The organism is Neobacillus cucumis (assembly GCF_016908975.1).
Lineage (GTDB): Bacteria > Bacillota > Bacilli > Bacillales > Cytobacillaceae > Neobacillus > Neobacillus cucumis.
In genome coordinates, this window is sequence record NZ_JAFBEX010000024.1 from 25,119 (window position 1) to 37,528 (window position 12,410).

Here is a 12,410-nt window from a genome sequence, read left to right on the forward strand (position 1 = left end):
ATTCACTGTTTTTGAAAAATAACCGGAAAAATTCCGTTTAAATTGGGAAATACCCATATTTCCTTAAAAATAGGCGGAGTTTTTCCGCTTATTTGATCTAAATCTTTTAATTATGGCTTATTTAAAGCAATTAACCGGAATTTCTCCGTTTATATTAGCTCCTTTTTCCCACTCTTTATCCATTAGCCGGAAATTTTCCGCTTATTAATTCTCTTACCTACACGAAAATCAACAATGAAAAATAACAGAGCCAAGGCCAAAGAAAAACGTAGTTTTGTAAATAAAAAACACAGCATTTTGCAGTCCAATTTACGAGGTAACAGAAATCTCTGTAACCTTACATTTTGATATACAAATTGGACTACAGTTTCACGCCTATTTTTATAATTATTCGAGTTATATCAATAAAAAAATGACCATCAAATTAACATAAAAATTGATGGTCATTTTAATACATTTTTGATTTTGTGACAGGTAACAGAACCCGTTACCTTTTAGGTTTGTTTTTATTTGATTCCTAAATTTAATTATTGATTTTGGCGATTACTCCAAACTTTGTTTTATCGTACAGAAAGAAGCGCTTCTTTTCTTCTAAAGTTATAAAGAGCCCCAACCATCCCGGCATCATTTTTATGTTTACAGATTTCAATAGGGATCTTAAATTGTTTCCAGAATTCCAATTTCTCTAAATGATCATTGAGTTGGCTTATCAAGTCTTCCCGGGCGCTCACTCCTCCACCAATCAATAGTTTCTGAGGATTTAATGTAACGGCTAAATTAAAAATTCCATAACTAAGGCTCTTTAACCATGAATCAATAAGTACTTGTACTTCTGGATTGTTTTCTGCTTCTTGAAATACTTTCTCACCTGAAATATTTTCTTCTTTGTTTATTCCTTTTAATTTTTTATAAGAATGAATTAAGGCTGAGGTGGATGCATTCCAGTGCATAATCTCTTGTCCGCCTTGTGTAATCATAAAACCAAATTCTCCACCTCTAAAGGTTCCCCCATGCAAAATTTGATTATTGATAAAAATTCCGCCACCAATTCCTGTCCCAATGGTCATACAAATAAAATCGGTGCAATCAACTGCATTCCCATTTAGCTTTTCTGCCAATGCAGCACAATTCCCATCATTTTCAATTTCAACATTAATCGTAACCTTTTCTTCTAAAAGACTCTTAAGGTTTTGCTTATCCAAGCTTGTTATCGATCCGGCTCGTTCAGAATATCCAGTATGTGGATTGATATACCCTGGCAAACTAATGGCTACTCCACTAATTTCATGTAAACTTGTATACATCTCAATAACCTTCAGCATATCAGATAAAAATAATTCTAAATGATGGCATTGGGTAGGATACGCATCCTTTGTAAGAATGGAATAATCCTCCTGCATGATTCCATGCTTTACCTTTGTACCGCCAACATCAAAAACAATGTACTTTTTCATCATTAACCTCCACTTTGTTTTTCAAAATTGATTAGCCATATAAATGACCTACTTATTTGTATCAGAAGTATAATGTGTACCATTCACATATACTTTTGTTTTTTCAACGCTGTGATATGTTCTCCACTTGATCTAGAAGCGTATTTGCAGATTCACATATTTCCCCAAACCTTTACAATAAATAACAATTTTACCTTGTGGAATGATAAACAGAATCATATAGCAAACTCTCATGACAATCTGATTCTCTTTTTTCCTCCTCGCCGTTTATTTATTGTTAAAATAAAAAAGTCTTGGCATTATTTAATGCACAAGACTTTTTTATTTAATAGGTCTATAAGTTATATTTCCTTATTAAATAAGTGGGTGTGCAGCTCCATGCATGGCAATAGCTGTTGATAAGATGACTGCCGTAAGGGGAAAAATCTTTATTCTTAGGATCATATAATTCCCAGAACGTATCTGCTCCATCTTGGATCATACCACCCCAGTAGCTTTTCATCTCGGCAATAGCTAGCTCTTTTTCTCCAGAAACAAGTAATGCCTCAATCAAATGATGATACATGTATGGTGTGGCAATACCTACAGTTGGTTTTTCTTTTAGAAGGCGCTTCATAAGTTTACTATTTTCTTCCTTAGTTAATACACCTGCAAGTACCATCCAAATTTGACTTGCCCAAGAAATTTGATGATCTGAACCACTAATAAAAAATTGCTGTTCTTGATCCCATAAATGAGTTTTCGTTGCTTCGATAATTTCTTCTAAACGTTCTTCTAAGTTATTCTTTTCTGGAATGTTTAATTCTTCCGCAAGGCGGATCGCTTGTTTCATCGTATAGATTAACACTCCTTGAGATGGAGCTTGTTTGTTTAATCCCTCCACCCAATCAATAAAAGACCACGAATTGTCAGAGTCTTTTAAAATATTGTTTTCACCAAGTCTTTCAAGTGCAAGTTCAACTTGACGATAGGCAGTTGGCCAGAGTTCTTTTAACGTCTCTAAATCACTTGTTGCAAAATAGTAATCATGTAATGATGCAGCAAAGAATAATGAATAGTCGAAAAAATAAGTATCATCTGCGATAAGTTTGGGAGCCACAAAAACATTTGCTGATACATTCCCTTTTTCATCTGGGACACCCGCAAACAGGTATAGACAACGTTTTACCAGTTCATTGTCTCTAAATGTTTCATAGTTAGCTAGTGCTTGTAATCGTAAATCTCCCAACCAAAGCCTGCGATCTCGTTTCGGTCCGTCTTCAAAAACATCCTGCATACAATCGGCAAGTGTCTTGATACTGATTTCATCCATCCTTTGCAGTTCGGCATCTTGGTGTGAAATTTTTTCGACAGCATTTAAATTTGCTGAAGTGACGGCCTTGCATTCCACACTTTCAAAGACTACCTGGTATTTTGGAGATGTATCGATAACTTCAAACTTTACATATCTAAAGCTATATCGACGAGGCAATGAAATGACAGCTGGTAATACATCTACAAAGATTGTTTCCTCTTGAAGCCATGAACTGCTTAGCCATCCGTTATAATTCTCAAATGGTTCAGCCATCTCAACTGGCATTTCTCCAATGGTTAATTTTAGTTTGAGTGGAGCATCCGGCGGGCTGCCAGCTGGACGAAGGTTAATGGTAAGGTAACCTACCTGATGGTCACCAAAATCAAGAATAAATGAATCATTTTTTCCATATTTGTAGTTTGCTAAAGTGGAAGCAGGAGCAGCCACCTCCGACCTCCAGCCATGAATAACTTCTGTATCCGCTTTAATTTCTACAATTGATGTAGGCTTTACAATTGTTTCATGAAGTTGTGGTTTTAATTGTTTACCTTTTTCAATAAATTTTTCGTTTCTGATTATCACTTGATTTTCTAGTGTTTGAATGCTCATACCGCTATCCCCTGATTCTCCCTTTGACACTTACGTGCATCCATTTCAGCACGGATTTCTGGGTATATTTTATCTAAATTATAGAAACACATTGTAATCATCGAAATAACAACAAGAACTGCCGGTATTATTAAATAACCTAATTTAATTGCAAACAATGCATGATCTGTCTGGGTTGCATTTGGTACATAGTTGCCCCAATTAAGCATAAGACCAAACAATGCTCCCGCAACCGCCATTGTTACTTTCCCAAGAAAACCGTTTAATGCGGATAACAAACCTGAAGCATTAATTCCTGTTTTCCACTCACCGTAATCGACAGGGTCTGCCTGCATGGAGAAATAGATGCTTGAGCGAGTTCCAGAACCAAAGGCAGCTATTACTGCTCCTACAATAATTACTGGAATTGAAGAGCCAGCTAGCAACATGATTAAAATACCAACAAGGTTTACTACGCTTGAAACTATAAATAAAGTGCGTTTATACATCTTTTTCGCTAAAAATGGTGTTAATATAGTACCTGCAAGCGGTACAAAAGAACCGATTCCCGCAATGGTGGCAACAAGATCTGCACGGTCTAAATTGTATGTGAAGTAGTAGATAAGTGCTCCTTGCTGAAAGAAATACGAGCCCCACATGAACAAAATATTCAAAGCAAAAATATAATATGGCTTGTTTCCTTTTAAGGTAGAAAATGCTTGTTTTACAGTTACATTTTCAACTTGAACTTTTACCTTTTCTTCAACATTTTTAAAAGTAAAGAAGAAGAAGAAACATGCAATAATACTAAAGATTATCATTGTCCAAAAGAATCCACTCGCTTGTGAACCGCCACCAAGAGCTTTTACCATTGGCATAGTAAGGACACTGACTGCGGTTGCACCAATAGCGGAAAAGAGAATCCGAACTGTTGATAGCATTGTCCGTTCCTGGGGTTCACTAGTTAAACTTGGTAAGATAGAGGCTAGTGGAATATTAACCATTGTATAAACCATTGAAAGTCCCATATAAGTCATATATGCATAAAGAAGTTTTTCTACCGGGCCTACATCAGGAACATAAAATGCTAAAATACCAAGAAGAGCGAAAGGAATAGCTCCCCAAAGAAAATATGGTCTTGATTTACCCCATTTTGTATTTGTTTTATCAATGATTATCCCCATCATCACATCAGCGACACCATCAACAATTCTAGTTAACAAGAATAACAAACTGACCTGAACTGCCTTTAAGCCAACAACATCTGTGTAATAAAACATTAAATAAAGCCCTATCATTTGCCAAATTAAATTACATGAAAGATCTGCCGCGCCGTAACCAATTCGCTGACGCCATACTCTTGCTGTAGAGTTCATAACTATTCCTCCTGTATTACATATCACTGTTTGTTGAACTAGTTCTATCTAATTAAACCGTTTTCTGAATTCGGATACAACAAACAAATCACAGTTAAAACTGCTCTTTTTACAGGTGTAATGTAGGAATTTACAAACATTTATAGATGTGACTAACATTATTTTCCTTTTTTACGAAACTGGCTTGGGGTGCAGCCAAAATACTGTTTAAATTTCCTATGGAAGAAACTGCTACTCTCATAACCAATTTCAAAAGCAATGTCATCTATGCCTTTTGTCGTATTCTTTAATAATACGGAGGCTCGAATCATCCTTTGCATTTGAATAAGTTCTAAGAATGTTTTACCCGTTTGTTCTTTGAGCATATTACCAAGATAATTGGGGTTAAAATTAAATTTTTCTGCAAGACTCGTGAGACTGCAATCCTTATAATGCCGCTCAATAAAATGTATAATATCGATAATATTAGCCTTTCCGGATACACGTTTTAGTTCAAAATTTTTGTCAAGCTGGTATACACGCATTAATTCCGTTAAGATGACAGGTAAATAAGCCTGAACCATTTCAATTGAGTAGTCTTGCTCATCTAAAAACTCACAAATCATGTTTTTAATTATGTACTGTAAGTTTTCATTATTCTCTGAGTGAAACATAATGTAATGATCATGCCTTTGATTTTCAGATATTGCATTAGCCAAAAAGTTCGACACGATCCCTGTATTTCCCAATTGACCTATGAAGGATCCGGCAAAGATCTCTTTTTTGATAATAATATTTATCAAAATATCATTTACCCCAAGTGCCTGTATACTGTGTGGTACGTCTACATCTAGCATACATACTTGCCCCTGTGTCAAAATCACTTCTTTACCATTAATATTTTGTTTGCAGACACCTGAATAGACATAGTTGATTTCGATAAAGGAATGCATATGAACATACATATCAGCAAATCTATGGTGCTTACTAATAAAAATTGGGCCTTTGTCAAAAAAATACTCTTCTGGCATTCTTATGATGTTATTTACGCTTTCAATAATCAGTTCGTTCTCTTCGAATTCATTAATATTCTGGTGGGTTTTTATTTGGATTTCCTCGATTTGATCAAGTTTTCTTAAATATTCATCAAGTTGTTGGTGATTCATCGCCAGGGCCCCTTATTATTAAAAAAATTTAATATTTTTAATTTAAGAATAAGAGCTATTATACCTTGTTTAGAACAATTGTCTATATGAAATCGAATAACTATATCAATTGGAAATATCATTCTAAAATACCTATCCCGAAAGATAAATAAAAGACAAACATATCCTTTTATTCAGGTTGTAGACAAAAGGCATCCGGATGGAGAACCCGATCACTCAGTGAACGAATGGGTCGGGTCTCATTCAAAACTACCTTTTTTACTAGTATTTTATTTAACCGATCCTGCAGTCATTCCAGCAACAATTTTCTTGTTGAAGATAATAAATAAGATAAGCGGTGGAATAGATATCACTAGAATATTGGTAAAAAGTAAATTCCACTGCGTAATATACATACTCATAAAATTGTAGAGTGTTAGTTGTAAGGTAGCGTTCTCTGCCCCCGGAAAAAAGTATAAAGGATTAACAAAATCATTATAGACACTTACTGCTGTTAAAACTATTACAGTGGCGGAGACTGGCTTTAGCAATGGTAAAATGATATTAAAGTATAAACGGAACCTGCCACATCCATCCATTAAGGCAGCCTCATCAAGGGATTTAGGAATCGTAACCATAAAGCCTCGATACAATATTATCGTGAATGGCAGATTTAATGCCACCTCAAGAAGGACAATTCCTGGCATGGTTTTAAAAAGTCCCATTTCTTGGAGTACCCATATAGTAGGAACGACTGCTGGAGGAATAATTAATCCCGCAAGAATTAAAAAATTAATAAATGGCGTTACTTTTGTGATTTTACGTTGTAAGACATAGCCCGCAGCCGAACCAAATAAGATAAGGAGAAGAATCGATAATCCCGTTATCATCACACTGTTATAAAATGCCCGAAGAATCATTCCATCTCTTGCACTTATAACCGCTTGGAAATTCTCCACAATGTGAAAGGAACTTGGCCAATCCATATTCAATAAGGAAGATTCCTGTACATCTTTCAAGGCATTGATAATAACAAAATAGAATGGTATCCCAAAGATCCCCAATGTAGCTACAACAGCAAAACATTCGACTAGAATCTTCCAAATCTTTTTACGGGCCTTCACCTTACTTTTCTTTACCATTATTGGTTTTGTTTCAATATCACTCAAAACTATTTTACTCATTACAAATCCACCTCTTTACTATTGAGATAAGCATATAGAGGGAAGGCTAAAGTAGAAACGAGTACGAATAAAATAACATTTCCAGCCGTTGAAAGACCGAAGAAACCTGACTGATATTGTTTATATATGATGGAGGCAATCAGGTCTGTACTAAAACCTGGACCTCCTTTGGTCATGGTCCAGATTAAATCAAACGAACGTAAGCCACCAATAAAAGAAAGAACGATAACTGTGTTCATCGCTGGCCTGCTAAGCGGTAAAATAATGCTTTTAAATTTGTGCCATGCATTTCCACCATCCATCATAAGTGCCTCATAGTAATCTTCTGGAATAGACATAATTCCAGCAATAAAAATAACGGTCGCCATTCCGACACCTTTCCAAACGTCAACCAATGCGACAGATAATAATGCAATCTTCGTATTCCCTAACCAATCTGGTCCGACAATTCCCAACCCTTTTAAGACAATGTTAATAAGTCCTTGAGAAGGATGCATTAACATGGTGAAAGCAATACCTACAGCAATAGTACTTAGTAATGTTGGAAAAAAGATCATAGAACGAATAAAACCAACTGTTTTCAACTTTGAACTTAAGAAAACCCCTAGTAAAAGACCAAGAATGACTTTCAAACCAGATGTAACAACCGCATATATGAGTGTGTTTTTAAAACCGATATTTAAAGACGGTTCTGACAAGAAGGTTTTAAAATTTTCGAAACCAATAAACTTCCAATCTGTTAACGTCCACCATGTCATACTAAAAAACAAAGACATAATGGTTGGCAACAAGAAAAACGCAAAATAAACAATTCCTGCTGGGAATAAGAAGTAATACGTGTACGTTTTATTTGCTAATTTATTCATCTGCTGTTACTCCCTTCAACCATATTGGCCCTGCTAGAAACTAGTCAGGGCCAATAAATGAATAGATTAATAAGTTTTTACCAACCTTTAAGACCTAGTTGTTTTGCTTGTTTTTCAACATCTTTATCGTATAGCTTTGCCCCATCTAAAGCTGAACTAATTCCACTGCCCACTTGTGTTGTAATTTGCTCTAGGTTAGGCCCTTTAACTGGGCTAAGGAATTCAAGAGCTGGAGTCGTTTTTCCTGACTCAAAATATGGCTGCATATCCTTTACTGCAGTGTAAACATCATCTGAGAGCGTTATCCCCTTTATCGCAACTGGACCAGTTGGTTTAATCTTAGAAGTATATAAATCAACACCTTCTTGGGACACATAAAACTCTAAGAATTTCTTTGCTGCTTCGATATGTTCACTATTTTTATTAATAAAAATTCCCGCAGGCATCCACACTGTTAATCCATTCTTATCAGCAGTGTCACTTGGTTGTGGGAAGAATCCAATATCTTGCATTTTGTCTGGGGAAGTTACTGCAAGGTTAGCTAAAGCGAAAGTAATCATTGGATATTGGACACCAGTACCATCAGCTAACATTTTTAAACCTGCATCATAACCTGTCGCAAGGAAATCCTTATTTAAGTAACCTTTTTTATAAACCTCTGCTAACTTTTCAAAACTACGAAGTGCCGCAGGGGTAGTGGCAATTTTTGCTTTGTTTGCTGTAAAGTCATCTGCGAATGTCGGATCTGCAGCAAGAACATTATAGTTATCTGCAAGTACAATGACTTGAGATGTCCAAGTATCTTTATATGTTCCAATAACAGCCGTTTTGCCAGCTTGTTTAATTTTCTCATTATTTGCCATCAACTCATCCCATGTTTTAGGAACGGATAGACCAAGTTCTGCATAAACCTTTTTATTATATAACCAGCCCCCTGCATTTGTTGGGGTTCCCGGAATACCAAACACCTTTCCATTTGCAGAAACGGCATCTTTGTAATCGTCCATGATATTTTCCATGAAAGGTTCTTTACTTAAATCTACAAAATTTTGTTCAGGGTTAAGTGCCTGTAGTTGTGATCCTGAATTATTCCAAACTAAATCTGTCATATCACCGGTAGCTAAACGAGTTTTGATAATATTATCACCCTCTGAGCCGCCAGGACGAGTCTCAATTTCTACTTTAATATTATTCTTTTTTTCAAATGCATTGATAATTGCATTGATACCATCTAATTGTGTCTGATTATCAATTAGGAATGTTACTTTTTCCTTTTCTGCGGTTTTGCCGCCACCTGAAGTGGCTTCTTCTTTGCTGCTACATCCAGCTAATATTCCCGCCATTAGTGCACTACTTAACAATATTGAGGCAATCTTTTTCTTTTTATTTCTAATCATCTCTTTTCCCCCTTTTTAATGTAGTTCTAACCAATACACATCTGTGACAATACTACGGGTGCTTAATTTAATTTTAAGCGCTTTCATTTTGTTTTTTAAGTGAGGCTTTTTTTGGAATAACGTCCGTTTTTTTTAGATAGGCTGTGTTATATATTGGATGTTGATTTCCGCTCCAATCAACATCGTTCAAAAAATCAACATTAACCTTTAACACAGCCTTTATAAAAAAAAAGTCTCCCTTGCATTGTTAAATGAAAGAAAGACTTTTAGAAAGGTTTACCAGCCTTTAAGCCCCAGCTGTTTTGCTTGTAATTCCACATCTTTATCGTATAGCCCAGCGCCTGTTTTAGCGGAAATTTGCCCGCTGCCTACCTTCATAGTAATTTGCGGCAAATTGGAACCTTTTAAGGGACTTAAATATTCAAGGGCCGGCGTCGTTAGCCCAGATTGAAAATAAGAGAGAATGTCCTTGACAGCGGGTATAGCATCTTTTGTATCATCCATCCCTTTTATAGCAAGCGGACCGATGGGGCTCCTGCCGGCAAACAATGTTTTCACACCCTCAGGGGAAGTGGAATAAGCTAACCATTTTTTTGCAGCTTCTAAATGCTGAGTATTCTTATTTACGTATATTGCAGCAGGTAAAAAGACCGTTACTCCCTTTTTCTCAGGGTTATCTCCAGGCTGAGGAAAGAATCCAATATCATTCATTTTATCTGGGTAATTCTTTGCAATTCCCATTATTATCGATGATAACATAGGATACTGCACCCCAGTCCCATCTATTAACATTTTCATACCTTCCTTATAGGTCGCAGTTTGAAAGTCCTTGTTTAAGAACCCCCTTTGGTACACCTCCGATAATTTTTCGAAGCTTCTTAATGCTGCAGGTGTAGTAGAAAATTTAGCCTTATTAACTGAAAAGTCTTCTGCAAATGTAGGATCATCAGCAATAACATTATGGTAATCGGCAACGACAATTAACTGCGTAGTCCAATCATCCCTATAGGTACCAATAACTGCCGTTTTACCTGCGGCTTTAATTCTTTCACTATTGCTTATTAATTCATCCCAAGTTTTTGGCACAGATAAGCCTAACTCTTGATAAACCTTTTTATTATACAGCCATCCGCCTGCAATAGCGCTGCCCAGTGGAAGTCCGAATACCTTACCGTTAACGGTAACTGAATCCTTAAAGGAGGGTACTATTTTCCGCATAAACGGCTCATCTTTCAAATCAACAAAATATTCCTCTGGATTGAGTGATTGCAAAAGAGATCCAGAATTATAAATAACCAAATCTGCCATATCACCCGTAGCCAATCTGGTTTTCATCACCTGATGTCCTTCCACTCCACTTGGACGTGTTTCAATATCCGTTTTTATTTGATATTTCTTTTCAATTTTTTCAACAACTGCGCGGATTCCCTCTTGATCTGCTTGATTATCAATTAAAAGGCTTAATGTTACCTCATTTGTGTCTGAATGATTCGGAATGCTTCCGTTGTCACTGGTGCAGCCTGCTAAAACACAAAAGAGTAGTAACATACATAAAATTACTGATACTATTTTTCTATTATTCAACATACTCATTTCCGCTCTTTCTTTAGTTTGATTCAATTAATTAAGTTAATGAGTATTAAAAAGAATCTCGATATTGGCCTGGATTTACTCCGACATGCTTCTTGAATAACTCGGAGAAATGTCTATAAGTATGGTAACCTATCTTTTCACTTACATCCGCTACTTTATACCCCTCACGAAGCAGCTCCTTTGCCCGCTCCATTCGCAGCTTAGTTAAATATTTAATATAAGATAACTTCATCTCTTCCTTAAAAAGCAGACTAAAATAGGTAGCATTCATCCCAACATACTCCGCAACATCCTGCAACATCAAATCTTTAGAATAATTCTTTTCTATATATGTACATGCTTTTTCTACGGCATCATGCTTCTTATCCTTACGAATGAGGAGGAACCAATCCAAAATCATTTCCATTTGCTGCTTTAGCCAACTAAACATTTGTTCTTTTGTATTCAATAGTCTTATGTCTACGTGAGGCAAGTAATTTCCCTGACTTAAATGTGAGACATCTTCCCCTGTTTCTTTTGCCACTTCCAATCCAAGATAAATAAGTTTTAATATTTCACGCTCAATCACGTCTGGATTTAAGCGCTGTATTTGAATTTTGCTAATAAATTCATCAAGTTGCTGGTAAAGTCCTGCCTTGTTGCCCGTTCGCAAAAAGAAAATGATCGCTTCTTCCTGTTCCGATAAATCACTAGGAATATTAGGATTTTCTCCAATTTCCTCGAAACGTGTCCATTCCCCCTGTTCCATAAACTGTCCATATCGTAATGCTTGTAATGCTTCTTTATAGCTTTTGGGTGTGTCAGTAAGATCAGGATAGATTCGTCCGGATCCAATCGTTACTCCATGTTCATTCGGCCAATAGATTAATTGATTCATCAGTTCTGTTGAATCAGCTTCAAGATGAAAAATAACCAGCAAGTGCTCTGCACCATTGCGAATATATACTGAAAAGTAAGAAGGGTGGCTTGGTAAGTCAGGACCTTTTTCAGAAAGAGCCAGGACGGTAACCGCCACAATATGCTTAACTTCTTCCTCAAAACTCTTCCTCCACTTTGGCAAAGCCTCATCACCCTGAAGAAGTAAATCCAAGGTCGCTTTTTCGACAAGCTCGATTCGGCTGTCTTCCCATTTCTCCTTTAGCGAAAGGACTGTTTTTTGATGATGTAATTTTTCTAGTATTCTTTTGATCGTATCCTCCATCATTGGGATGGTAATGGGCTTTTCCAGATAATCCGATACACCTAACTTTATGGCTTTTTTTACATATTCAAATTCATTGAATTCGCTAAAAACCACACAAACAATCTCTGGTGCAGCTTCTAGAATCTTTTCAACTACCTCCAAGCCATTCATTCCAGGCATTCGGATATCAGTAAAAACGATATCTGGGGAATAGGTTTCAACTAAATCAATTGCTGCCAATCCATTACTTGCCGTACCTACCAGCTCAATTCCGTATTTTGACCAGTTTATCATCTTTTGCAATCCGTGAAGAACAATGTATTCATCATCAAATAACACAGCTTTTAGCAC

9 protein-coding genes are annotated in these 12,410 nt (G+C 36.2%); all 9 read right to left on the minus strand.

Annotated features, from left to right (window positions below; all coding sequences use genetic code 11):
- Positions 1-560 precede the first annotated feature (560 nt).
- The 9 genes from JOC76_RS24090 to JOC76_RS24130 all read right to left on the minus strand — a co-directional run bounded on the left by JOC76_RS24090 (position 561) and on the right by JOC76_RS24130 (position 12,410).
- The gene (locus tag JOC76_RS24090; protein WP_205181321.1) at positions 561-1,454 is read right to left on the minus strand and encodes an ROK family protein; all 894 of its coding nucleotides are present in this window, start codon (positions 1,452-1,454) and stop codon (positions 561-563) included.
- A gap of 334 nt (positions 1,455-1,788) precedes the next feature.
- A complete protein-coding gene (locus JOC76_RS24095; RefSeq protein ID WP_205181322.1) occupies positions 1,789-3,357 on the minus strand; it encodes an alpha-L-rhamnosidase-related protein in 1,569 nt (522 codons plus the stop codon).
- Positions 3,354-4,712 carry a glycoside-pentoside-hexuronide (GPH):cation symporter gene (locus JOC76_RS24100; protein ID WP_205181323.1) on the minus strand — a complete coding sequence of 453 codons (1,359 nt, stop codon included), beginning with the start codon at positions 4,710-4,712 and terminating at the stop codon, positions 3,354-3,356. The genes JOC76_RS24095 and JOC76_RS24100 overlap by 4 nt, the downstream gene beginning before the upstream one ends.
- A 158-nt stretch (positions 4,713-4,870) precedes the next feature.
- The gene (locus JOC76_RS24105) at positions 4,871-5,857 is read right to left on the minus strand and encodes an AraC family transcriptional regulator (RefSeq protein ID WP_205181324.1); all 987 of its coding nucleotides are present in this window, start codon (positions 5,855-5,857) and stop codon (positions 4,871-4,873) included.
- 269 nt (positions 5,858-6,126) lie between these two features.
- The gene (locus tag JOC76_RS24110; RefSeq protein ID WP_205181357.1) at positions 6,127-6,978 is read right to left on the minus strand and encodes a carbohydrate ABC transporter permease; all 852 of its coding nucleotides are present in this window, start codon (positions 6,976-6,978) and stop codon (positions 6,127-6,129) included.
- 41 nt (positions 6,979-7,019) lie between these two features.
- On the minus strand, positions 7,020-7,886 hold the full coding sequence (locus JOC76_RS24115) for a carbohydrate ABC transporter permease (protein WP_205181325.1): 867 nt from the start codon (positions 7,884-7,886) through the stop codon (positions 7,020-7,022).
- Positions 7,887-7,963: 77 nt separating this feature from the next.
- Positions 7,964-9,283, minus strand: a complete 1,320-nt coding sequence (locus tag JOC76_RS24120; RefSeq protein WP_205181326.1) for an ABC transporter substrate-binding protein — start codon at positions 9,281-9,283, stop codon at positions 7,964-7,966.
- Between the two features lie 276 nt (positions 9,284-9,559).
- Positions 9,560-10,831, minus strand: a complete 1,272-nt coding sequence (locus JOC76_RS24125) for an ABC transporter substrate-binding protein (RefSeq protein WP_239557942.1) — start codon at positions 10,829-10,831, stop codon at positions 9,560-9,562.
- A 91-nt stretch (positions 10,832-10,922) separates the two neighbouring features.
- Positions 10,923-12,410, minus strand: coding sequence for a response regulator (locus tag JOC76_RS24130; protein ID WP_205181327.1), 1,488 nt, complete (start codon positions 12,408-12,410; stop codon positions 10,923-10,925).

Coding starts and splice junctions, on each gene's coding strand:
- JOC76_RS24095 (WP_205181322.1), bottom strand. CDS start 3,357: ATGAGCATTCAAACACTAGAAAATCAAGTGATAATCAGAAACGAAAAA.
- JOC76_RS24120 (WP_205181326.1), bottom strand. CDS start 9,283: ATGATTAGAAATAAAAAGAAAAAGATTGCCTCAATATTGTTAAGTAGT.
- JOC76_RS24110 (WP_205181357.1), bottom strand. CDS start 6,978: ATGGTAAAGAAAAGTAAGGTGAAGGCCCGTAAAAAGATTTGGAAGATT.
- JOC76_RS24125 (WP_239557942.1), bottom strand. CDS start 10,831: ATGTTACTACTCTTTTGTGTTTTAGCAGGCTGCACCAGTGACAACGGA.
- JOC76_RS24105 (WP_205181324.1), bottom strand. CDS start 5,857: ATGAATCACCAACAACTTGATGAATATTTAAGAAAACTTGATCAAATC.
- JOC76_RS24115 (WP_205181325.1), bottom strand. CDS start 7,886: ATGAATAAATTAGCAAATAAAACGTACACGTATTACTTCTTATTCCCA.
- JOC76_RS24100 (WP_205181323.1), bottom strand. CDS start 4,712: ATGAACTCTACAGCAAGAGTATGGCGTCAGCGAATTGGTTACGGCGCG.
- JOC76_RS24090 (WP_205181321.1), bottom strand. CDS start 1,454: ATGAAAAAGTACATTGTTTTTGATGTTGGCGGTACAAAGGTAAAGCAT.